We start from the raw sequence: 23,345 nt of genomic DNA, 5'->3' as shown, positions 1-23,345 counted from the left end.
TTTTTAGCGCTGTAGCAAACACCATCCTTGACAAAGCAGACGCGCCCGGCAAAATTGGGAACGTTTCAACCGCACCTCGATACACGCCGCGTACAACGCAGTCACTGCTGCGATCCGGCACAGGGCGACACTGGACTTTTGCCAACCGAATGAGCACCGAATCCAAAGGCAATACGACACGGCGCACGCCCGCAACGGACGACGTCGCGTCGCTCGACGACGAGCGCAAGCCCTCGATCCGCGAAGTGGCGCAGCTGGCGGACGTCAGTCTGGGAACCGTGTCGCGCGTGATCAACGCGCATCCGAACGTGCGTGAGGAAACGCGCAAGCGCGTGAAGGCTGCGATCGCCGAACTGGGATACGTGCCGGATATGGTCGCGCGCAGCATGCGCAGCAACCGCTCGATGACCTTTGCGTGCGTGATGCGCGACTTCACGGTGCCGGTGCTGAGCATGTTCGTCGACTCGATGCAAAAGGAGATCGACGCATTCGGCTTCTCGCTGATGGTCGCTTCGAGCTATCACGATCCGCGGCGCGAAGTGGAATTGCTGCGTGGGTTCCAGCAACGGCGTATCGACGGTCTGGTGATCGCGACGTCGTCGGAGGAAGACCCGGTGCTGCTCGCGATGTTGGCGGAAGCGCCGTTTCCGATCGTGTTGCTCGATCGTGAATTGCCTGCCGAACTCGACTCGGTGACGGTCAATCATGCGGCGGGCACGCGGCAGGCGGTACATCACCTCGCCGATCTCGGCCATCGCCGCATTGCGATGATTTCAGGCGAGCCCGGCGTACATCCGACGCAAAGCCGCCTGAAAGGATTCGGCGACGCGTGCCGCGAGCGTGGCCTGACACTCGAGCCGGACCTGATTCGTCAGGCCACGTTCGCGCGCGACGCCGGTTATACCGAAACGCGGCATCTGCTCGAACTCGCGAAGCCGCCGACAGCCATCGTCGCGGGCGGCACGTCGTTGCTGCCGGGCGTGCTGCAGGCCACGCGCGAACGCGGCCTTGCGATCCCGAACGACCTGTCGATCATTGCCGGCGCCGATAGCGATCTCGCGCTGCTGGCAACACCGGCATTCACCGTCGTGCGATGGAATCACGACCAGTTGGGCAAGGCGGCCGGACGCTTTCTGATGGAACGCCTCGACGACGCGAAGCTGCCGCGCCGAAGATTGACCGTCGATGCCGAACTGGTGATGAGAGGTTCCTGCGCAGCGCCGCGCCGGGCGGTTGCGCTGCGCGGCTGATCAGCGCCCGCCGCCCTGCTCGCCACGCGCGGCCAGCAGATCGAGCACGGCTTGCGCCGCCGCCGCTGCCGAAGCCGGGTTTTGCCCCGTCACCAGGTTGCCGTCCACCACCACATGCGAACTCCACGGCGCGCCCGCGTCGAAGCTCGCACCCGCTGCGCGAAGCCGGTCCTCCAGCAACCAGGGCGCGTTAGCCGCAAGCCCCACCTGGGTTTCTTCCGCGTTGGTGAAAGCAGTCATCCGGCGCCCGCGAAACGCCCATCCCGCTGCGTCGCCTGCGGCCAGGAAACTCGAAGACCCATGGCACACCGCCGCGACGACCTGCCGCGAATTCGCCAGTGCGCGGCTCAACAGTTGGCCGACGTTCGTGTCGACCGCAAGGTCCTGCATCGGACCATGGCCGCCAGGCACGAACACGGCATCGAAATCGGCGACGTCGATATCGTCGATGCGGCGCGGCGATGCAAGCAAAGCGGCGTGTCGTTCGAGCGCCGCCGCCAGCTCGCTGACTTTTGCTTCGTCGCCGTGGTTTGCCTGCGGCGTGAGGCTCACCGCATCGACGACCGCAGGCTTGCCCTGCGGCGTGACGATCGTGGTCCGCACCCCAGCCGACGCAAACGCTTCATAAGGCGCGACGAACTCCTCGGCCCAGAATCCCGTCGGACGTTGCGCGCCATCTTTCTGCGTCCACGCGGTGGCGCTGCTGAGAACCAGCAAAATCGAATACATATCGGTTTTTCGCCTTGAAGAAAAACCCGGTGCGGCCGGTGAACACAAATCGGGCGCCTCGCGCAGCGCATGCGAAACATGCAGCTGTCTGCGATACTCGGCGGCGTTCGAGGCCAGCACGCGAGCGAACTGTCGGATTGACGCAGCGCAGTGTCGCGTTGCGGCCGGTGCGAGTAAATGAACCCAAGGCGATTTCACAATTCCTGCGGCCGGAACCCCGCTCGCGGAGCAGCTCATGAATCGATTCGAAGCCTTACGTGTTTTCTGTGTCGCCGCCGAAAGCCTGAATTTCCGCGAGGCCGCCGTGCGGCTCGGTGTATCGCCACAGGTGATCACGCGGGTCATCCGGCAACTCGAGGAAGGGCTCGGCGAGCCGCTGTTTCATCGCAGCACGCGCGGCGTGCGTCTGACGCAGTTCGGCGAGAAACTCGCGCAGCGCAGCGCGGATGCGATCGCCGGTGTCGAGGACATCTTTGCCGTCGAAGCCGCCGGCACGCGCGACGATCTCACCGGCACCGTGCGCATTGCCGCACCTAGCGTGCTCGGACGTCGCTTCATCACGCGTGGGCTGGCGCCGGTGCTCAGTGCGCACCCGGGCCTCAGCGTCGATCTACGGCTCTCGGAAGTGCTGGCGGATGTGGTCGACGAGCAGATCGACATCGGCGTTCGGATCGGGCCGATGCGCGATAGCGGTTTCGTCGCGCGACCGGTATCGACCGCTTCGCTGTATATGGTCGCTGCGCCGCGGCTGCTCGAGCGTATCGGGCATCCCGCCAGCAAGGATGCGCTGATGCAGGCACCGCTGACGATCCTGATCGACCGCAATACCGGCCGCCCCTGGCCGTGGTCGTTCAGCGACGGCGACTCGTTGATGCCGGCGAGCCCCGTGTTCGTCACCGACGATCCTGAAACGGAATGCGAGGCCGTCGTGGCCGGCATCGGTATCGGACAACTGCCAGGCCATCTGACCGCGCCGTTGATACGCGATGGGCGGGTAATCCCGCTGCTCGATCACCTGCGCCCCGCGCCCACCACGACGTACGTGTACCGGCCTCATCGGACACCGGTGCCGACGCGCATCCGCCTGCTGTTCGACGCGCTGTGCGAAATCCTGTCGGATTGCGAGCAGCCTGCGGCCTAGTCCGCCCGGGTGCTGACGCGGCTTTTCGCAACCGCTTCGGCGCTCACCGGTTTGCCCCCGTTGTTCCAACCCTGGCGCACGAAGGTGAGGACGTCCGCGACGTCGCGATCGCTCAGCACGTCCCTGTACTTCGGCATCGGATACGGTGCGGGCACGCCTTGAATCACGAGATCTTTCGTACCGTTCAGCGTGACGTTGATCAGTGACGACGGATCGTTCTCCAGTACGTTCGGATTGCCGGCCAGCGGCGCGAGCAGCGGCGCAAAGCCGCGCCCATCCACACCGTGACACTGCATGCAGTAAGTCGTATAAACGCGTGCGCCAGCATCGTTGGCGGGGCGGCCCAACGACACCTTGGTCTTCTGCGGTTCATACGAATACGGTGGCGCGCCATTGCCGCCCTGCGCAGGTAGCGACTTCAGGTACGCGGCCATCGCGCCGATGTCGGTATCGGTCAACGTGTGCGTGCTGTTGTTGATCACGTCCGTCATCGAGCCGAACGCCGACGCATGCTGGTTCGCGCCGGTTTTCAGGAAGCCCGCGACTTCTGCCGCGCTCCAGCGCCCAAGACCGACGTTATGCTCGCTGGTCAGGTTCGATGCAAACCAGCCGTCGAGCGGGCTGCCGGCCAGAAACGCGCTGCCGCTTTCGTCGAGCGCCTTCTCCTGGAACGCGATGCCGCGCGGCGTGTGGCACGAGCCGCAGTGGCCGAGGCCCTGGATCAGATAGGCGCCGCGGTTCCACGCGACGTCCTTGCCCGTTTTATCCTGGTACACGGCCTTGTCGAGAAACACGATGTTCCACAGCGCGAGCGGCCAGCGCATGTTCATCGGCCACTTGATATCGGACGGGCGGTCGGCCTGCCTGACCGGCGCGACGCCATGCAGGAAGTACGCGTAAAGCGCCTGCATGTCGGCATCGTTGACTTTCGCATACGACGGATACGGCATCGCCGGATACAGGTTGTGGCCGTCCTTCGCCACGCCCTCGCGCACCGCGCGATTGAACTCCTGCTGCGAATACCGGCCGATGCCGGTGTCCGCGTCGGGCGTGATGTTGGTGGTGTAGATGCGGCCCATCGGCGTGGTCATCGGCAGGCCGCCGGCGAACGGCTTGCCGCGTGGCGCCGTGTGGCACGCCACGCAATCGCCGGCTCTTGCCAGATACTCGCCTCGTGCCACCAGTGCCTGATCGGCGGCGCCCGTGGTTTGTGCGTGGCTTGCTGTGGACGCCAGGCCCAACATAAGCGCGGCGCCAAGCGACGCACCGAAACCCTTCAGTGTGCTGTTCATCGCTAGCCTCCGCTTACGCGCTTTTTAGCTGATCGCCGACCGGCAGGCTACGCAGCCGCTTGCCGGTGGCCGCGAAGATCGCATTCGCAAGCGCCGGCTGCAACGCCGACGTACCCGGTTCGCCGATGCCGCCCGGCGCCTCGCTGCTCTGCACGATATGCACGTCGATATCCGGCGTTTCGTTGATGCGCAAGATCCGGTAATCGGTGAAGTTGCTCTGTTCGACGCGCCCGTTGCGAATCGTGATCTGGCTGTACAGCGCCGCAGTTACGCCGAAAATCGCGCCGCCCTGGATTTGCGCCTCGATCGTGTCCGGATTCACCGCCACGCCGCAATCGACCGCGCAGGTGATGTGGTCGACCCGCACTTCGCCGTTGGTCACGGTGACGTCGACCACCATCGCGAAGTAGCTGCCGAACGCATTGAGCACCGATACGCCGCGGCCCTTGCCGTTACCCGGCTGCTGCGCACCCGGCTGCCATTTGGCCGCCTGGGTGGCCACGTTCAGCACGTTCAGCGCGCGCGGCGATTTGCCGAGCAGGTCCTGACGATACTTGACCGGATCCACCTTGGCCTGCGTGGCGAGCTCATCGACAAAGCTTTCGACGACGAACGCCGCGCGCGTCGGGCCTACCCCGCGCCAGAATGCGGTGGGCACGTCGCGCGGTTCCTGGCGTACGTAATCGACCAGCTGGTTGGGCAGGTCGTACGGCAGATCGGCGGACACTTCGACCGCGTCGGGGTCGACACCGTTCTTGACGGCCGGCGGCGCGAAGCGCGACAGGATCGACGAACCGACGATGCGGTGCTGCCACGCGACCGGCTTGCCGTTTGCATCGAGGCCGGCGGAAATGCGGTCGTAGTAGTACGGCCGGTACATGTCGTGCTGGATGTCTTCTTCGCGCGTCCACACTACTTTGACCGGCACGTTCAGCTGTTTGGCGACCTTGGTCGCCTGGGTCACCATATCGATCTCGAGCCGCCTGCCGAAGCCGCCGCCGAGCAGATGGTTGTGCACGACGATTTTCTCGGGCGGCAGGCCGGTGACTTTCGCGGCCGCATCCACCACGCGCGTCGGCACCTGCGAGCCGATCCACACGTCGCAGCCGTCGGGCCGCACATGCAACGTGCAGTTAACCGGTTCCATGGTTGCGTGTGCAAGGAACGGTTGCTGGTAGACCGCATCGATGCGCGTCTTCGCGTCGCCGAACGCCTTGCCGACGTCGCCGTCCTTGCGCGCGACGGCGCCGTCGCGTTGCGACGCGTTGGCGAGATCGGTGATCAGCGTTTCCATTGAAACCTGGGCGCCCGCGCCTTCGTTCCACTCGATCTGCAGCGCCTGCAACCCGCGTTTCGCGGCCCACGTATGCGCGCCGATTACCGCGACACCGTTGTCAAACTTGATGACCTGCTGCACGCCGGGGATCTTTTTCGCGTGTGTGTCGTCGACGCTTGCGAGCGTGCCGCCGAATACCGGGCAGGTCGAGATTGCCGCATACACCATGTCGGGCAGGCGCACGTCGAGACCGAAGACCGCCACGCCGTCCACTTTCTCCGGCGAATCGAGCCGTTTTGCACGGGTGCCGATCAGCTTGAAGTCTTTCGGGTCTTTCAACTTCACGTCCTGCGGCGGCGGCAGTTTCGCGGCATCTTCGACCAGCTCGCCATAACCGACGCTGCGGCCGCTCGGCGCGTGCAGCACCTGGCCCGCCTGCGCGGTGCAGCTGGCCGGATCGACCTGCCAGCGCTGCGCGGCAGCCGCCACCAGCAGCATCCGCGTGCTGGCGCCGGCCTTGCGCATCGGCTCCCATGCGTAGCGGATCGACGTCGAGCCGCCGGTCAACTGGCCGCCCAGCAGCGGGTCCATAAAGAGCTTTTCGTTCGGCGGCGCGTGATCGAGCGTGACGCTTGCCAGCGGCACTTCGAGCTCTTCGGCGAGCAGCATCGGAATCGACGTATACACCCCCTGCCCCATCTCGACCTTCGGGATGATCAGCGTGACCTTGCCGGTGCGATCGATCTGGATAAACGCATTCGGCGCAAATACGCCGTCTTGCGGCGTCTCGACGCCGTCGCCGCCGATCACCGATGGGCGTGCCTCGCCCTGGCTGCGTGCCGGCACGCTGAAGCCGAACAGCAGACCGCCGCCGGCGGCTACGCCGACCGTCGCGGCTATCTTCAGGAATCCGCGGCGCGACAGTCCAGCGCCGTCCCGCACTTCGTTGTGCGCATCGAGCAGTCCGCGAGGCATGGTCATGCCTCCTTCGCGGCTTGCTTGACGGCAGCGCGGATGCGGTTATAGGTGCCGCAGCGGCAGATGTTGCCCGCCATCGCGGCATCGATATCGGCATCGGTCGGTGCAGGGTTGCTGGCAATCAGTGCTGCTGCCGACATCACCTGGCCCGACTGGCAGTAGCCGCACTGCACAACGTCGATCGCGCGCCATGCGTTTTGCACTTTTTTGCCGGCCGGTGTCGCGCCGACGCCTTCGATCGTCGTGATCTTGCGCGTGCCGACTGCCGCGACCGGCAGCACGCACGAGCGCACCGCGACACCATCGAGGTGCACGGTGCACGCACCGCACTGCGCGATACCACAGCCGAATTTGGTGCCCGTCAGACCGACCAGATCGCGGAGCGCCCACAGCAAGGGCATGTCCGCAGGGGCGTCGACGGTGTGTTGCTGGCCATTCACGTCTAGTGTCGTCATCGTAGTGGGGGCATTGAGTTGGAGGATTTTTAATCGATGCGCGCCGCAAACTAGCTCGGCTACTAACGGATGAAAGGTACTCTAGCAGAATAACGAAGAAAATTAATGTGGGAGCCGCGGCCGCCGTATGCGCTCAGGCTTTGCTGGAAAGGCAGCGGAGGTTTTTATGGAGGGGCCGCAGATGAGCGCGGCGAGTTTCAGTTTGTAATGCGCGAACGGAAGTACCGCCCAGATCGGGCACTGCCGCAGCCATGCTGCTGCTTCATACGTAGCGTCTTATTACCTCATGGAGACGGTCGCAGTGTCGGGCGAGGTTTCTCTCCGGTGAAGTTGCAATGCCCAACAGGAGTCCGGATCTCGCCGAGGCCGGCGACGTATACCACGGCGACAGCGCTGCAGGACCTAATCCGAACGCCAGCATCTCCCTCGCGATGGCGATGTCCGGAACGCCGTCAGGCAATCGCACGAGTACGGCGAGACCCGCGGTCATGGTCTCGAAAGCACGCTGCCCGAGGCATTCGAGCAACGCGTCGCGCTGAGCGGTATAGAGGCGCTTCATACGGCGAAGATGGCGCATGTAGTGTCCGTCGGACATGAATTGCGCTGCCGCGCGTTGCACCGACAGCCAAGGTGCGGGAGCGAGGCACGTTGCCACTTCTGCGAAGCGCGCAACCTGCGCAAAAGGGGCAACCACAAACCCCAGTCGCAATGCAGGGCTGATCGTTTTGCTGAACGACCCGATATGAATCACGCGCTGGCCGCGATCGAGCGACGCGAGTGCCGGCGCGGCACGCGCCGTCAGTTGCAGTTCGCTCAGGTAGTCGTCTTCGACAATCCAGACGCCTTCTTTCGCAGCCCATTCGAGCAGCCGCAGACGCCTCGCGAGCGTGAGCGTGGGACCGAGCGGCGCCTGCTGCCCTGGCGTGAGGACCACCAGATCGGGATTCGGCTCGTGCTGGAGGCCGTAATCGATATCGATCCCTTCTGCATCGACGGGGATCGGCGAAAGCGACATATTCGCGAGTTCCAACCCGTGCCGCGTGAACGGAAAGCCTGGGTTCTCCACCCAGGCCTTTCCGCCCTCGAGGCCCAGCACGCGTAACGCCAGTCCGAGGCCGCCGCTAAACCCGCTGGTGATGACGATCTGCGAAGGTGAGCACGAGATGCCGCGCGCAATGGCCAGATACGCGGCTATCTCGCGCCTGAGTTCCAGCTCGCCGCGAGGATCCGGATAAACGACCGAGGCGCTGGATTCCGCGCGCAACGCGAATGAACGAACCTTGGTGAAAAGTCTGGCAGGCAGTGTTCCCTGTGCGGGCACGCCCATCTGGAAAATGGCCGGGCCGGCGGTGAGTTCTCCGTACATCTCCATGAATGAACCCGGATCGGGCCGCTCTTCAGCCTGCACGACAGCGGGTGGCCGATCCGCCACCCGGGTTCCGGCCGCCCGGGAAGCGACGATGAGCTGCGCGTCGACCAGCCGATCGTATGCCAGGCGCACCGTACCTCGCGCCACGCCGAGTTGGGCGGCAAGATCCAGCCATGACGGTAGACGCGCTCCCGGCGTCAGCACCCCGCTCTCGATGGCGGTGCCGATTGCCTTGCGGATCTGCTCGGCCAGTGGCGTCTTGGCTGACCGGTCGAGTTGTATTTGCAGCGGCTCGGTCATGGTTCTCTGGTACATAAAAAATGTTCGTTTCTGGTGCTTTTATTGTGGCCCAGCGCAGAGCCACAATACAAGCACTCCAAGGAGAAACGACCTCATGAAGATTCGATCTGCCCTCGGTGCTGCCTGCGCAGCCGTTGCTTTCACCCTGTCGATGCCTGCCATCGCGCATGGAAATGGCGAGACAGTCACCCCCAACTTCCAGCATGTCATCCCCAACCTTCCCGGCAAGTCGTTGACCGCCGTGGTGGTCGACTATGCGCCCGGCGGAACGTCGCCGGCCCACGAGCATGCGAAGTCGGCTTTTATCTATGCCTACGTTGTCGCGGGCGCCATCGAGTCGCAAGTGAACGATGGCCCCAAGCGGGTCTATCACGCCGGGGAAAGTTTCTTCGAGGAGCCGGGCGCCGTGCACCGTGTGAGCCGCAATGCGAGCAAGACCCAGCCCGCGAAACTGCTTGCGGTGTTCGTGGTGGATACCGATGACCATGCGCTGACCACACCGCTCAAATGAATCAGGCGTTTCAAGGAGTCAAGCCATGAGCAAGCGTCTCGACTACAACCAGATTGCGCCTGCGGGCGCCAAAGCCCTGGGCGGTGTGTACGGTTACGTGATGCAGAGCAGCCTTTCACCGGTTCTCGTCGATCTGGTCTATCTGCGCGTGTCGCAGATCAACAATTGCGCTTACTGCCTCGACATGCACACGCGCGATCTTTTGAAGAAAGGCGTGAAGCTCGACAAGCTGGCGCTGGTGCAGGCATGGGCGGAAGCCGGCAAGGTGTTCGACGAACGCGAACGTGCCGCGCTTGCGTGGGCCGAATCGGTCACTCGCGTCGCGCAGACCGGCGTACCCGACGAGGCCTACGAAGCAGTCCGTGTTGCGTTCGATGAGCGGGAACTGGTAGATCTGACGATCGCAATCAGCCTGATGAACAGCTATAACCGTATGGCCATCAGCTTCAGGAATACGCCTCAGGCCGCGCTGGAGCAGTGAGATCGGGCGAGCGGCAAGTGTGATGCGACAGCGCGTTGCTCAGTGGCCGGCATACACCGCCGCGATCGCATGGGCCGCGGCGTCGAGATTGACCTTCACCTGCTGCGCAGCCAGCGCAGCACCATATGCGGCCACGTTGGCCTGCACCACGTCGAACGCAGCACGCACGCCGGTATGATCGAGCCGCACGATACGCGCTGCGACGTCGCCGAAACCAGGTGCAAGTTCGACGCCTCGACGCGCCGCATCCGCGATCAATTGCGCCGCGTCGACACCGTCCGGCACCGGCGCCGCGGTCACCAGTGCCGACGCCGCATCGTCGCGCACGATCCATGGCGTGATGCCAAGCGCTCGCAATCCCGCGCGGCTTGCGCGTGACGCGCATGCATGGCGCGCAAGCGCAGCGTCGAGCCCCTCGGCGTCGAGCCGGTCCAGCGCCGCTTCCAGCGCCCAGAATTCGAGCGGTGCCGGCATGCCCGGCAGCGCGCCGCGGCCGCGTTCGAGCCAGTTGCGCTGCAACTCGGCAAGCGACAGCGTCGATGGCGCGAAATCCGGCGTCTGCCCGATATGCGCCCAGGCGCGCTGGCTGACCGCTACCGCCGATACCCCCGCGGGTCCCGCTAGCGCCTTTTGCGCGCCGATCACGGCGATGTCGATGCCGAGCGTGTCGAGCTCGAGCCGATGTCCTCCGACTGAAGCGACCGCGTCGACCACGCACAGCGCGCCGCGCGAACGCGCAAGCGCAGCGATCTGTGCGAGCGGATTCAACGCACCGTTCGACGACTCGGCATGCACACAGGCGAGCACGTCGAGCGCGGGCAATGCGTCGATGTGTGCGCTCAGCGCGGCAAGATCCACGGGTTGCCCCGGCTGCGCACGATGCTCATGCACGCTCGCGCCGCCGCGCCGCAGCCAGTTGCCGAACCATGCACCGTAGGGGCTCGTGACGAGGTTGAGCGCGTTCACGCCGGGCCGTGCAATGCTCAGCGCCACCGCCTCCAGCGCGACGATCGCTTCGGCCTGAACGAACACGACGTCGGCGGCTGTCGCCAGCAATTGTCTTAAGCGGTCGGCCAGCGGTGCGAAACGGTCGGCCGGATAACGCGGCGGGTCGAGCAGCACGCGTGGGTCTAAATGTGGCATCGGCATGTTCCTTCGTTCAGATTGAAGCTAGTCTGCGGCACGCTGTGCCGAACGGTGCGCAGCGCGGTACAGCAGCGTCGCGACGATCAACATCAACAGGCCCAGCACGAACACCGCCGACGCAGCCGCATACACCGCCGGTGATGGCCCGTATTGCAAGCTGCCGTACAGATACACCGGCAGCGTGCCGGTCTGCGGCGTCGTCAGAAAGGCGGACACCACCAGATTGTCGAAGCCGAACGTATAGGCCATCACAGCCCCCGCCGCAACGGCCGGCGCCAGTTGTGGCAGCACGATAAAGAGCAGCGTACGCACACGCGTGCTGCCGAGATCAGCGGCCGCTTCCTCGAGGCTGCGATCGAGCGTCAGTACACGGGCTCGCACAACTAGCGCGACGACCGCGGTCGTCAAGGGCGTGATGCCGGCGATCAGCGTCGCCATGTCGAGCGCGATACCCACCACCGCATAGAACAGTAGCAGCGAAATGCCGATCACCGATTCGGGCACGATCAGCAGCAGATACATCAGCCATGTCAACGCAACGCGCACGCGCCGCGCCGGATGCCGCACGACGACGAAACCGAGCGCTGTGCCAAGCGCGACCGATAACAGCGCGCACCATGCCGCGACGACGATACTCGTAGTAACGCCGCCGAGCAGCGACTGATCGTGCCACGCGGCCGCGTACCACTGCAGTGTCCAGCCGGTGAAGGTGGCCGTTTGCTTGTTGTCGATACCGTGGTTGAACGAATAGACGATGCCTGCGGCAATCGGCAGGAACAGAAAGAGCACGACCGCGCCGTACCATATGCCCAGGCCAAAAGCCGCGCTACGCACGCCGCTTGCAGCGGCCGGCCGTGCGTTCATCGCCCGGGTTCCGCGAAGCCGCCGGTGACGCGCGCCAACGCGGCCACCAGCAGCGCGACCGCCAATAGCACGGCCACCGCCATCGCCGAACCGAGCGCATAGTTCTGCGCGTCGAGATATTGCGCGGAAATCGCCTGCCCCATCAGCACGCCGCGACCACCGCCGAGCAACGTGGGTATCACCATTTCGCCGAGCATCGGCACCGCGGTCAGCAGCAGCGCGGTGGCGATGCCGGGCCGGCTCAACGGCAGGATCACCGCGGTGAATCGGCGCCAGTGCGTGGCGCCGAGGTCCTCGCTGGCGTCGAGCAGATCGCGTGGAATGCGCTCGAGCACGACGGCGAGCGGCACGATCGCGATCGGCAGGTACGCGTACACCATGCCGATGAACACGGCCACAGGCGTATCGAGCACATCGAGGGCGCCCGTATGCAGATGAAGCGCGTCGAGCACATATTCCGCGAAGCCGTGCCGTGCCAGCACCATGCGCAACGACATCACGCGAATCAGAAAACTCGAAAAGTACGGCACCAGGATCAGCAGCAGCGCGAGCAGACGGCGTCGACGCACATGGAAAGCGATGAAATACGCGGCTGGATACGCAACGGCCACACACAGCAGCGCAGCTGTCACGGCAAACTGCACGGTTCTGAGAAACGCCGCGCCGTAGAACCCGCTTAGCGCGCTCACGTAGTTGTCGAGCGTGAAGCCCGGTTGCACGCTGCCAAAGCTCGCGTGACCGAATGAAAACACCACCGTGAAGCCGAGCGGCACCAGAAAAAATACCGTGAGCCAGCACGCCGGCAATGCGGCGAGCCAGTGATCGGCTGGCTCTACCAACGCAGGCGCCGTGGTATGTGGCACCCCGCGCAGTGCGTTGCTACCTTGCCGCAGTTCCGGTGGCGCATCCATCGCGGTCAGCCCGCCGCGGCGCGGATTTCCGTCTGCATCTGCAGATAGACGCCGATCGTCTCCGGATTGACGACGAACGATGTCAGCTTGCTGAAGTCGAGCCCCTTGCCGCCGAAGATCAGATCGGCATCGTGCACATCCGGGCCGAGCCGGTCGCGCAAACCCGCCAGCGCCGCAGGAAAACCGAGGTAACGCGTTTCCGCGACCTGCACGTCGGGGCGCAACTGATACGCGAGAAAGTCGTATGCGCGCTCGACGTCCGGCGCGCGCCTGACGATCGCATAGTTGTCGACCCACAGTTCGCTGAGCGGCAGCGGCACAGTCCACTTGAGACGCGGATTCAACGCGATCGCAGCACGCGCTGCCGCCTGATGCGTTTGCGCGAGCACGATCGAGCCTTGCGCCACCGCGTCCGGTTCGAGTGTCGCGAAGGTCTTGACGTGCTTTGCAAAGCGCTTGACCGGCTCGGCCGCCGCACGGATTTGCGCGGCGCTCGCCTTGTTCCAGTCCTTGCCCTGCAGCCACAATTCCGGGCCGATCGTCTCCCAGCCCGACACCGACAGGCGCACGCGCCCCGACACGCCGGGCTTTTCACCGGCCTTGAAAAAGTCTTCCCACGTGACGATTTCGCCGGTGACCTGCGGATCGTAGAGCACACCGAGCAGCCCCCAGTCCTTCGGCACCGAATAACGGTTGCCGGGGTCGTATTCGCGGTTCAGTAGTTTCGGATCGAGTGCGGTGAGATTGAGCCGCTGGTGGTCGAGCTCCTGCAGCAGCCCGTGCTGCGCGAATTGCGCAATCCAGCTCGATGATGGAATCACGATGTCGAAGCCTGCGCCTGCCGGACTATTCAGCTTCGCAAACAGCGTCTCGTTCGAATTGAACGTGGCGATCGACGGCGTCACACCGCTGTGCTGTGCATACGCGCGCAGATCGTCCGCGGAAAAGTAGTCGGGCCAGCTGTAGATGTTCAACTGGTTGCTGAGTGCCGCCTGCGCGCGAGTCGCGGCGAATGGCGATAGAGCGCTCAGCATCGGCAGCGCGGGCACTGCACCGAGCCACCGCAACATCGCGCGTCGGCGCCGCGCGACGCCGGCGTGGCTCAAATCCGCTGTTACTTTTGACATGGACTGACTCTCGACTTGCATATGCACAGGAATTGCCGCATGCGATGGAAATCGCGTGCTGTTGCAATAAATCTTCGCATGCACATGAGCCTCTATGTGGGCCGCGCGCGAACAACGGACCAAACACTTCGCGCAGAGAGTCGGAGCTTCCGATTCCAGCCACTACGCATTCGTGCTGGTCTCCGGGTGATGCAGAAAAGCCGCCACTTACTCAATCCGACCCCCCAGCAGGCCCGGTCGTTTCACGCCGCACCAGTTGAATGGGCAGTACATCGTGGACCGGCGCCCCCATTCCCCCCACGCGAATGCGCTCGACGAGACGCCGCGCGGCGGTCCTCGCCATCGATTCGACCGGTTGACGAATCGACGTAAGCGCCACCAGCGGCGAACCCGCCAAGGGCATATCGTCGAAGCCGATGATCGAGAGCTGCTCAGGCACCTGGATGCCCAGGCGCTTGGCCGCCTCCAGCACGCCGAGCGCAATGGTGTCGTTTCCCGCGACGATCGCCGTCACTCGCGTCGGCTCACTAAGCATCGAAACCGCGCTCGAATACCCTGCTTCGGTGGTGTAGTCGCAGCACACGACGGATATCGCATCCGTGGCCAACCCTGCCGCGTTGAACCAGCTCAACACGCCCTGTGCGCGGTCCCGGCTCGTCGACGTGTTGCGTGGCCCCATCACGAGCCCGATTCTTCGGTGGCCCAACTGATACAGATGCTCGGCCGCCACGGCGCCTGCATGAACGTTATCGATCTCTACGGTATCGGCCTTGACGTCATCGACGGATCGGACAACCAGCACCAATGGAATGCCGCGCCGTTGCATCTCGGCAACCACCGGCGAATCGAGCGTTGCCGTGGCGAATATCAGCCCATCCAGATAGCCATCGATCAGAGGCCGGAATGCCAGCAGATTCTGTGAATCGTTCATCGAATCGATCACGAGCGTGATCTGATAGCCGAGTTCCTGAAGCGCATCGTGCAGATGCGTCAGCAACAGCGTCATGAAGCGGTTGTGAAGCGCACCGACTACGACGCCGATCAGTTTGGTCGACGGCTTTTTGGCGCGACGCCCCTGGGTGGGTATCCGGTAACCGAGCTCTGCGGCGACCGCCTGCACGGCGCCGCGCGTCTCGGCACTGATGGCCGGATGACCGGCCAATGAACGCGAAACCGTGGATACCGAAATACCCAGCCGGTCGGCCACATCCTCCAGCCTCACTTTCGTTGAGCGCTTGCGGCCCGCCCCATTTGCATTTTTTTGCATGACTCGGCTTCGGATAAAAGCGCACGATGCGCCTCCTGCGAGCCTTATTCAATAGGGCTTTCAGGTGAATCCAGGGAAAGTGTCTAGCATTTGCAGACTTTTTGCATAAAGAGTTTGCGCTAAATTTGCGGCCAATGTTGCACGCGTCTTCTGATCTGCAAGGCGCCCATCCAGTCTTCCATCTTCAACAGGAAACACGACACATGGCCATCCAATATCTGAAGCACGGCCGTAGCGCCGAACAGTCATTGCAGGATGCCGACAAGGTGCGCGATACCGTCACGGGCATTCTTGCCGACGTTGCAAAGCTGGGTGACGAAGCTGTCGCCAGGCTTTCGAAAAAGTTCGACGAGTGGTCGCCGGAAAGCTTTCGCCTGACCGAAGATGAAATTGCTGCGTGCGTGCGCGCTCTCTCCCCCGGACAGCTCGAAGACGTCAAATTCGCTCAGGCGCAGGTGCGCAACTTCGCGCGGGCACAGCGCGAATCGATCCGCGACATCGAAGTCGAGACGCTACCGGGCGTGGTTCTCGGTCATAAGAACATGCCGGTGGATAGCGTGGCCTGCTACGTGCCCGGCGGTAAATTTCCGCTCGTCGCGTCGGCTCATATGAGCGTCGTGACGGCAGACGTCGCAGGCGTGCCTCGTATTATCGCGGCATCGCCACCCGTTCAGGGCAGGCCCAACCCGGCTATCGTGACGGCCATGCATCTCGGCGGCGCGGATGAGATCTATACGTTCGGCGGTGTTCAGGCAATCGCTGCGATGGCCTTGGGAACGCAAACGATCCAGCCTGTATCGATGGTCGTCGGGCCGGGCAACGCGTACGTGGCCGAGGCAAAACGGCAGTTGTTCGGGCGAATCGGCATCGACCTGATCGCGGGCCCATCCGAGACGCTCATTATTGCGGACGACAGCGTCGACGCCGAGATGTGCGCGACCGATCTGCTGGGCCAGGCCGAACACGGCTTCAATACGCCCGCCATCCTGTTGACCAATTCGATGAAGCTGGCGCACGACACGATCGCCGAAGTCGAACGCATCCTGAAGATTCTTCCCACCGCGAATACCGCGGGTGTGTCGTGGCGCGACTTCGGCGCAGTCATCGTCACCGACACGCTCGACGAGATGGTCGAGGAAGCCGACCGGATCGCATCGGAGCACGTGCAGGTCATGACGCGCGACCCGGATTACTTCCTCAACCGCATGAAGAATTACGGCGCGCTGTTCCTTGGTCCGCGCACCAATGTTGCGTTCGGCGACAAGGTGATCGGAACGAATCACACGCTGCCGACGGGCAAGGCAGCCCGCTATACCGGTGGCCTGTGGGTCGGCAAGTTCATCAAGACCTGTACCTACCAGAAGGTACTGACGGATGAAGCCAGTGCGATGATCGGCTCCTATTGCTCGCGGCTTTGCGCGCTCGAAGGGATGATCGCCCATGGCGAGCAGGCCAATCTGCGTGTGCGTCGTTACGGAAACCGCGACGTGCCTTATGGCACTGCGGTGCCCGCCTGAGCCAGCCGCCGCGCGTGATCAGAGATAGGTTGCCCACTCTTCCAGGCTTGCGTCTGGACGGAAAAACCGCGAAGGGGTCACGTCGAAGATTGCGCCGGACCGCAGCCTGAGCGCGTATTTCGGGCGAGCCCGCCCCACCACAAAGGAGACAACAGTGATGGAAACCGCAACTGTGGTTCCTACGCTGAACGTAACGGGCCTGCAAAAATCATATGGGCCGACCATCGCGCTGGGCGGCGTGAGCTTCACGATTCTGCCGGGCGAAGTGCACGCGCTGCTTGGCGAAAACGGGGCCGGCAAATCGACGCTCGTAAAGATTCTAAGCGGCGTCGTGCAGCCCGATGCCGGTTCCGCCGAACTGCTTGGCCGGACGTATACGCCAGAGTCGATTCTTGCGGCACGCGAACAGGGCGTCGCCACGGCATTCCAGGAATTGAGCCTGCTGCCCAACCTGAGCGTTGCGGAAAATCTCGCACTACCCGCGCTGAAGAAAGGAACACTGCGCCTGATTTCGCGGCGCGATAACGAGGATCAGGCCGTACAGATCCTCGCGCGATATGGGCTCGATCTCGCCCCTCGCACGCCGGTTTCGCAACTGACACTGGCCGATCGCCAGCGGCTCGAAATCGTGCGCGCCATCAGCAAGCATCCGAAGCTGCTGATTCTCGACGAACCCACAGCGGTATTGTCGTCGACCGACTGGCTGTTTGCTTTGATACGTGCGGAGACCGCGCGCGGCACCGCGGTGCTCTACATCTCGCACCGGCTCAATGAAATTCGCGAGCTCTGCGCACGTGGCACCGTGCTGCGCAGCGGCCGCAGCATTGCGACCACCGAACTCGGCAAGACCGACGATGCGGCCATCTTCGAGATGATGGTGGGGACCAGTCTCGCGTCCTTCACGCGCGATCGCTCCGTGTTGCAACAGACGGGGCAAGCGCGTCTGAGCGTGACGGACCTGCACGCCGGAGACATCAAGGGTGCCTCCTTTAGCGTACCTGTCGGCGGTATCGTCGGTGTCGCCGGACTCGATGGCCAGGGCCAGGGCGATCTGTTCCATGCGTTATTCGGACTGACACCGGTCAGGTCCGGCGACATTCGCGTCGACGGCAAGTCCGTTCGGGTGCGTTCGCCCGCTCATGCGCTCAGAGCCGGTATCGAGGTGTCGCTACTGCCCGAAGAACGCAAGACGCAAGGCATTTTCCCGACACTGTCGGTGCAGCACAACGTCACACTCGGCGCGATGAGCAAGGTGTCGCGGCTCGGCGTGGTACGTCGTGCCCGCGGGCTAAAGCTGATGCGGGACGTGGCCAGCCGTGTCGACCTCGCGGATCGCTATTTCAACTTTCAGATCGGCGAGCTTTCCGGCGGTAACCAGCAAAAGGCATTGCTGGCCAGAGTGCTCAGCACCGGAGCCCGTACGCTCCTTCTGTTCGATCCGACACGAGGTGTCGACGTCGGAACGAAGCAGGCCATCTACGAAGCTATCCAGAACTACGCCGCTGACGGCGGCGCCGTTCTGCTCTACTCGTCGGAGCTTTCCGAAATCGTTCAGCTATGTGACCAGTGCCTCGTCGTGTACGACGGTCGAATCGTCACTCAACTCGAAGGTAGCGAGATCGAAGAACGTCGCATCGTGGCGGCTGCGACCGGACACGTCGAGGGCAGCGCAATCAGGAGCGCAGCATGAGCACGCGCGCGCGTCCCGATTTCTCATTCGCTCGCGGCATATTGACCAATGGCGTCACGATGGTGATCGCGCTGTACGTCATCCTGTACGCGGTGTATTCGCATATCGAGGCTGGCGCATTGTCCGTCTCCGCGTTTAGCGATCTGGTCAACAACACGATCCCGCTCGCGATTGCGGCGGCCGGTGCGACATTTGTCATTCTTCTCGGCGGATTCGATCTTTCCGTCGCGGGCGTGTTGTCGCTCGTCAATGTCGTACTGGCAACGCATCCGCTCGACGGCGCGAGCGGCGCACTGATAAGCCTGCTTATTGCAGTCGGCATCGGCGCCGCAGTGGGCCTTTGCAATGGCATTCTGGTTGCGTATGGCGGCCTGCAATCGATCGCGGTCACACTCGCGATGATGATTGTCACGCGCGGTCTTGCGCTCGTCGTGCTCGACGCACCGGGTGGCGGCGTGTCCGACTGGATCAGCGACACGCTCACCAACAATCTATGGGGCATCGTACCTGCGTCAGGTCTCGTAGCAATAGGTGTCGCACTACTCTGGGCCGTGTTCCGTCGAACCGATACCGGCGTTGCGCTGTATGCGGTCGGCAAGGACCAGACGGCCGCGGCGCTTTCGGGGATCGACGTCAAGCGGACCCGGTGCATCGCGTTTGTGCTGGCGGGTGCGCTTTATGGCGTGGCGGGCTTCATGCTCTCGGCACAGACTGCGTCCGGCGATCCGAACGCAGGCGCGCCGCTGATGCTGCTGGTCTTCGCGTCGGTCGCCCTCGGCGGCACGGCATTCTCGGGCGGGCAAGGCAGTCTCTACGGCAGCATGATCGGCGCTGCCACGCTGATGCTGCTTCAGAAAGTGTTGTTCTCCTCGGGTGTCCAGTCTTTCTATATCGGACTGTTTCAAGGCTTCGTCATGGTGGTGGCGGTGATCTTCGTCAATCTGATCACATACCTTGCACGCAGGAGCCGCCGTCATGCTTGACTCGAAAGCGAGTGGCACGAACACCAATGCTCAGCCCGGCGGCCCGGCGGCTGACACTCTGGTTCGGGGTGAAGACAAGCGTGGCGCCGTGAAATGGCAACGCGAAACGGTCAGTGCTGCGGGCGTGTTCGTGGTTTGTATCGCCGCATTGCTGCTCTCGCGCCTGATCAATCCGGAGTTCGGCAGCCTTCATCAACTCCTGACCATTGTCACGCTCGCTTCATTTCTGATCGTGGTCTCGTATGGCCAGGGGCTGACCGTGCTGATCGGAGGTCTCGACCTGTCGATCCCGTCAGTGATCACGCTTGGCGGCGTGTTGACCGCAGCATGGATGAGCACGCTCTCCGCGAGCGGCGCATGGTGGCAGATTCCTGCGATTCTCGCGGTGTGCGCTGCTGTCGGTGTGATCAACGGGCTGGGTATCACGCTATTGCGGATTCCCGCGTTCATCATGACGCTGGCATCGGGGATCATCGTCTACAGCCTATGCCTTGGCGTCACGGGCGGCACACCGGGCGGCGCAGCGCCCGCTTCGCTCGTCACGCTGATGTCAGGACGCATCGCTGGGCTTCCCCTTGTGAACCTGTTCGTCGTCGTGTTCTGCGTGATCGCTGCGTTCGTCCAGTCGCGCACCTCGTTTGGCCAGCGACTGTACGCAATGGGCAGCAACGCGGTAGCAGCGAGGATCGCCGGGATTCGCATCAATGTCATGACGGTATCGACCTACGCGCTATCTGCCGCGTTCGCCGGATTCACCGGGATGATGCTGGTCGGTTACTCGAACGGCGCGACGCTGCGTATGGGCGACCCTTATCTGCTGCCGTCGATCGCCGCCGTCGTCATCGGCGGGTCATCCATTCTCGGTGGGCGCGGAACCTTCGTTGGAACGATCGGCGGCGCGATCCTGCTGACGATCTTCGACATGATCATCACCTCCCTCGGGCTCGCGCAGGGTTGGCGAACCATGATTTCCGGCGGGCTGATTCTCGCGGCCATCCTGCTGCAACACGAATGCGCGCTGGATTGGGTGCGCTCCATGGCAAGGCGCCGCCGCTCGAAGGCGATCCGGATCTGAAGCTGCAGGTGTATTCGAAGCGTTGCAAGAAAGGTGGTGGCTGACAAGTCACCACACATTAGACAGGCATTTCTGCCAAGGAGACATGTGATGAAAACCTTGAAACGCGTACAGCGCTGGATCGCTGCCGGCGCATTGCTGGGCGCCGTGGCGCTTGCTGCGAATTACGGCATTGGCGCGGCCAATGCGCAGGCCAAGCCTAAGAAAGACAAGTATCTGATCTATCTCAGCCTGAGCTATAGCGGCAACGCGTGGCAGTCGGAAGCGGCGAACGTGGTCAAGGCGCTGGCAAAAACGCCGCCTTACGACAAACTCGTCGAACTGCGAGAAGTCATCTCCGGCACCGATGTGCAAGCGCAGATTTCAGCGTACGAGAGCATGATCGCCGCCAACGCGGACGGCGTGATCAGCTTCCCGATCTCGCCGACCGCACTGAACCGTACCGTGAAGCGCGGCTGCGAGAAAGGCACGCTGTTCTTCATGTACGACGGGACCGTAACCGAGCCGTGCGCCTATAACGTGAGCTACATCACGGCGGGATTCGGCGAAAACACCGCGCAGCAACTGGTCAACGCGCTGCACGGTAAGGGCAACATCTTCCTGAGCCGCGGCGTGCCGGGCAACTCGGTCGACAAGCGCCACACGGACGGCGCAATGAGTGTCTTCAAGCAATATCCGGACATTCATGTCGTCGCCGAATATTACGGCTATTGGGACGACCGCACCACGCAGCAGGAAACCGCCAAGGCACTCGCCGCGCATCCCGATGTCGACGGTATCTGGGCACAGGCTGGCGAGAATGGCGCCATCAAGGCACTGCAGGCTGCGGGTAAGAAACTGGTCCCGGTTACCGGCGAAAATTCGAATGGCTTCCGCCTCGCACTGGCGAACCCCGAGATGCGTGCCAATGGCCTGCAAGGCGTTTCGTCAGGTTCGCCTCCCGCAACCGCGGCTTTCGCCTTCAAGCTGATGATGGAAGTGCTGCAAGGAAAGCGGAAGCTCGATACGCACAACATCGAATATCCGCTTCCTTGGGTACCGGGAAATCAGGTCAAGGTATGCGCCGGCGATAAACCGGAAAACGGCTGCAATACCTTCCCCGCAGGGAAGGTGCCTGATTCGTTCGTGACGGAAGTGTTCAATTCCCGGCTGCTGCCCGAACTGTCTCTGCAGTCCGCGCTCAAAGGTGAGGCGACGCCGGGTCAAACGATCCAGCCGTTGCCTGCGGATGCCGTTATCGCCGCGCCTGATCAGCCGGGGATCAACTGCCAGAAGTGCTCGCAGCGCGCCGATGCCTACAAGCTGACCAAGGTGTCGGCCGCAGTCAAGTAACACGGTCAAGTCATACAGCGAATTTCCTGCCGCCGGAAACGGACGGGGCACTCGAGTGATCGGGCGCCCCGCCGCCCCACTCAGAAAGGAGGAAGACAACTGTGGTCCTCACATCTACACACCAGCAAGAACTGGAGAAGCCGCTCGTTCATCTCACGGGCTGCGATGCACTGGACGTTCCGCCGGAAGACACCGATCCACTCAGCGATATCTCCGCCACTCAGGACGAGCTGATTGCGTATGCACTAGCGGTGCGCCCACTCTACGACGGCCTTGGACGTCTGATCGGCCAGCTCGCCGGACTGTGTCTGCTGGCTCAAATACGCGGCCGCTTCGATCCCGACTTTGAAGCCGTAACGACACCGCTGGAACGCGCCCGCGAGTGTTCGGACATGATCCGCTCGATCAACCCGCCGGACGGCGCTGCGCGTCGCCACTGGGCGCTGTGTCGCGCAATGTCCATCGTCGGCGAAGTGACGGACCAGTTCTCGAACCCGAAGTCGGGAGCGGCGCAGGTCCGTGAGCAGGTATCGACATGGACCGACCGGCTCAAACGTGCAAACGCATTGGTGCGCTGGGCCTCGGATGCGTCACTCGGTTTGAATCCCGTGGACTTCAACCAGGCGTGCTGTTGTTGCAACGGCTAAACCAGCCCGTGCAAGCGCAGTAAACGATCAAGATAACCAAACAGGAGATGAACGTGGGTGCAGATTATTCAGTCTGGGTGCTCGAGTACAGCTATGTCACGAAGTATCACAAGAGTGGGGTGATCTATGGCGCGCACAATCAGGGATACGTAAAACTGCCGTATTGCTATGTGCTGATCAAGGGCAACGGCCACGTTGCCATGGTTGACGTCGGATACAACAACAAGGAATACGGCGCCACGCTTGGCAACCGTTTTGGCGTCGAGAACTGGCATTCGCCCAAAGACGTTCTGGCTGAATGCGGCGTCAAGCCCGAAGAGGTCGATACCGTGTTCATCACGCACGCGCATTTCGACCATCTCGGCAACATCGAAGATTTTCCAAACGCCACCTTCTATATCCAGGAGCGCGAGCTGTCGAAGTGGATCTGGGCCATGTCCTTGCCCGACCGGATGCGCTGGTTGATGGGCGCGGTCGATCCTGCGGACATCCTGCGCATAGTCGACCTCGCACGACAGGGACGCCTCGTAGCCGTCGACGGCGATCGCGAGAACGTGCTGCCCGGCATCGACCTGCACGCGGCATTCGATAGCCATACGTATGGCAGCCAGTGGGTGCACGTTCGCAATGACGGCCAGCAACCTTCGAAAGATAGCTGGGTACTGGCAGGCGACCTTGTCTACGTGTTCGAGAACATGGAATTCGATGGCTCGGCCGTTGGCATCGAAAAGATGTACAACCCGGTCGGTCTTGCGGTGGGGAGCCAGCAGAATCTTCTGTTCGCAACCGAAGCCATGATGAAGTCGGTCCAGTACGAAATGCGACGTGTGATTCCTGTTCACGAGGAGCGTCTGCGCGATACCTTCCCTTCGCGAATCACACAGAATGAACTTCGGATCAGCGAGATATGCGTCGCCGCCGGACATCAATCGATGGTGAAGTGAAGCATGGGGTAGCGATGTAACGGGCCCGCTTGCCTTTGCTTCTGGCGAGGCGGCGGGCTC

Annotated in this window: 21 protein-coding genes; 11 read left to right on the top strand and 10 right to left on the bottom strand. The window is 63.0% G+C overall.

The window, feature by feature from the left end:
• The first annotated feature begins 149 nt into the window (after positions 1–149).
• On the top strand, positions 150–1,250 hold the full coding sequence (locus ACYVNQ_RS20065) for a LacI family DNA-binding transcriptional regulator (RefSeq protein ID WP_460904312.1): 1,101 nt from the start codon (positions 150–152) through the stop codon (positions 1,248–1,250).
• Here the strand turns inward: ACYVNQ_RS20065 and ACYVNQ_RS20060 are convergent, their stop codons facing one another.
• On the bottom strand, positions 1,251–1,979 hold the full coding sequence (locus ACYVNQ_RS20060; protein ID WP_460904311.1) for a type 1 glutamine amidotransferase domain-containing protein: 729 nt from the start codon (positions 1,977–1,979) through the stop codon (positions 1,251–1,253).
• Between the two features lie 235 nt (positions 1,980–2,214).
• Here ACYVNQ_RS20060 and ACYVNQ_RS20055 point away from each other — a divergent pair, with 235 nt between their 5' ends.
• Entirely contained in the window at positions 2,215–3,120 is a 906-nt protein-coding gene (locus tag ACYVNQ_RS20055) for a LysR family transcriptional regulator (protein ID WP_460904310.1), read from the top strand.
• Here the strand turns inward: ACYVNQ_RS20055 and ACYVNQ_RS20050 are convergent.
• The 4 genes from ACYVNQ_RS20050 to pdxR form a co-directional block, all read right to left on the bottom strand.
• Positions 3,117–4,412 carry a c-type cytochrome gene (locus tag ACYVNQ_RS20050; protein WP_460904309.1) on the bottom strand — a complete coding sequence of 432 codons (1,296 nt, stop codon included), beginning with the start codon at positions 4,410–4,412 and terminating at the stop codon, positions 3,117–3,119. The two genes, ACYVNQ_RS20055 and ACYVNQ_RS20050, sit on opposite strands and share 4 nt — an antisense overlap.
• 13 nt (positions 4,413–4,425) lie before the next feature.
• Positions 4,426–6,663, bottom strand: coding sequence for a xanthine dehydrogenase family protein molybdopterin-binding subunit (locus ACYVNQ_RS20045; RefSeq protein ID WP_460904308.1), 2,238 nt, complete (start codon positions 6,661–6,663; stop codon positions 4,426–4,428).
• Between the two features lie 2 nt (positions 6,664–6,665).
• Positions 6,666–7,121 (bottom strand): (2Fe-2S)-binding protein, encoded by a 456-nt coding sequence (locus ACYVNQ_RS20040; RefSeq protein WP_460904307.1) that lies wholly within the window; start codon positions 7,119–7,121, stop codon positions 6,666–6,668.
• A 262-nt stretch (positions 7,122–7,383) separates the two neighbouring features.
• Positions 7,384–8,790, bottom strand: coding sequence for a MocR-like pyridoxine biosynthesis transcription factor PdxR (gene pdxR, locus ACYVNQ_RS20035; RefSeq protein ID WP_460904306.1), 1,407 nt, complete (start codon positions 8,788–8,790; stop codon positions 7,384–7,386).
• 94 nt (positions 8,791–8,884) lie between these two features.
• On the opposite strand from pdxR, the gene ACYVNQ_RS20030 reads away from it, so the two are divergent.
• Positions 8,885–9,301: a cupin domain-containing protein gene (locus ACYVNQ_RS20030; RefSeq protein ID WP_460904305.1), complete on the top strand. Its 417-nt coding sequence runs from the start codon at positions 8,885–8,887 to the stop codon at positions 9,299–9,301.
• A 25-nt stretch (positions 9,302–9,326) separates the two neighbouring features.
• Positions 9,327–9,782, top strand: a complete 456-nt coding sequence (locus ACYVNQ_RS20025) for a carboxymuconolactone decarboxylase family protein (RefSeq protein ID WP_460904304.1) — start codon at positions 9,327–9,329, stop codon at positions 9,780–9,782.
• Between the two features lie 39 nt (positions 9,783–9,821).
• Here the strand turns inward: ACYVNQ_RS20025 and ACYVNQ_RS20020 are convergent, their stop codons facing one another.
• From ACYVNQ_RS20020 to ACYVNQ_RS20000, 5 genes are all read right to left on the bottom strand, one after another.
• Entirely contained in the window at positions 9,822–10,925 is a 1,104-nt protein-coding gene (locus ACYVNQ_RS20020) for a pyridoxal-phosphate-dependent aminotransferase family protein (protein WP_460904303.1), read from the bottom strand.
• A 27-nt stretch (positions 10,926–10,952) separates the two neighbouring features.
• Positions 10,953–11,792 carry an ABC transporter permease gene (locus ACYVNQ_RS20015; protein WP_460904302.1) on the bottom strand — a complete coding sequence of 280 codons (840 nt, stop codon included), beginning with the start codon at positions 11,790–11,792 and terminating at the stop codon, positions 10,953–10,955.
• Positions 11,789–12,631: an ABC transporter permease gene (locus tag ACYVNQ_RS20010; protein ID WP_460904301.1), complete on the bottom strand. Its 843-nt coding sequence runs from the start codon at positions 12,629–12,631 to the stop codon at positions 11,789–11,791. Before ACYVNQ_RS20010 ends, ACYVNQ_RS20015 begins: the two co-directional genes overlap by 4 nt.
• 77 nt (positions 12,632–12,708) lie before the next feature.
• Positions 12,709–13,830, bottom strand: coding sequence for an ABC transporter substrate-binding protein (locus tag ACYVNQ_RS20005; RefSeq protein WP_460904300.1), 1,122 nt, complete (start codon positions 13,828–13,830; stop codon positions 12,709–12,711).
• A 211-nt stretch (positions 13,831–14,041) separates the two neighbouring features.
• The gene (locus ACYVNQ_RS20000) at positions 14,042–15,037 is read right to left on the bottom strand and encodes a LacI family DNA-binding transcriptional regulator (RefSeq protein WP_460904299.1); all 996 of its coding nucleotides are present in this window, start codon (positions 15,035–15,037) and stop codon (positions 14,042–14,044) included.
• A 263-nt stretch (positions 15,038–15,300) separates the two neighbouring features.
• Here ACYVNQ_RS20000 and hisD point away from each other — a divergent pair, with 263 nt between their 5' ends.
• The 7 genes from hisD (at position 15,301) to ACYVNQ_RS19965 (ending at position 23,285) form a co-directional block, all read left to right on the top strand.
• The gene (gene hisD, locus ACYVNQ_RS19995) at positions 15,301–16,614 is read left to right on the top strand and encodes a histidinol dehydrogenase (protein ID WP_460904298.1); all 1,314 of its coding nucleotides are present in this window, start codon (positions 15,301–15,303) and stop codon (positions 16,612–16,614) included.
• Positions 16,615–16,771: 157 nt separating this feature from the next.
• A complete protein-coding gene (locus ACYVNQ_RS19990; RefSeq protein ID WP_460904297.1) occupies positions 16,772–18,304 on the top strand; it encodes a sugar ABC transporter ATP-binding protein in 1,533 nt (510 codons plus the stop codon).
• A complete protein-coding gene (locus ACYVNQ_RS19985) occupies positions 18,301–19,287 on the top strand; it encodes an ABC transporter permease (protein ID WP_460904296.1) in 987 nt (328 codons plus the stop codon). The genes ACYVNQ_RS19990 and ACYVNQ_RS19985 overlap by 4 nt, the downstream gene beginning before the upstream one ends.
• Positions 19,280–20,362, top strand: coding sequence for an ABC transporter permease (locus tag ACYVNQ_RS19980; RefSeq protein ID WP_460904295.1), 1,083 nt, complete (start codon positions 19,280–19,282; stop codon positions 20,360–20,362). Before ACYVNQ_RS19985 ends, ACYVNQ_RS19980 begins: the two co-directional genes overlap by 8 nt.
• A gap of 90 nt (positions 20,363–20,452) precedes the next feature.
• Positions 20,453–21,694 (top strand): sugar ABC transporter substrate-binding protein, encoded by a 1,242-nt coding sequence (locus ACYVNQ_RS19975; protein ID WP_460904294.1) that lies wholly within the window; start codon positions 20,453–20,455, stop codon positions 21,692–21,694.
• Positions 21,695–21,795: 101 nt separating this feature from the next.
• Positions 21,796–22,341: a hypothetical protein gene (locus ACYVNQ_RS19970; protein ID WP_460904293.1), complete on the top strand. Its 546-nt coding sequence runs from the start codon at positions 21,796–21,798 to the stop codon at positions 22,339–22,341.
• A 53-nt stretch (positions 22,342–22,394) separates the two neighbouring features.
• Positions 22,395–23,285, top strand: coding sequence for an N-acyl homoserine lactonase family protein (locus ACYVNQ_RS19965; protein ID WP_460904292.1), 891 nt, complete (start codon positions 22,395–22,397; stop codon positions 23,283–23,285).
• Positions 23,286–23,345 lie beyond the last annotated feature (60 nt).

Source organism: Paraburkholderia jirisanensis (genome assembly GCF_054782355.1).
The sequence above is the reverse complement of the archived record's forward strand: the minus strand, read 5'-3'. Positions and strand labels throughout refer to the sequence as shown.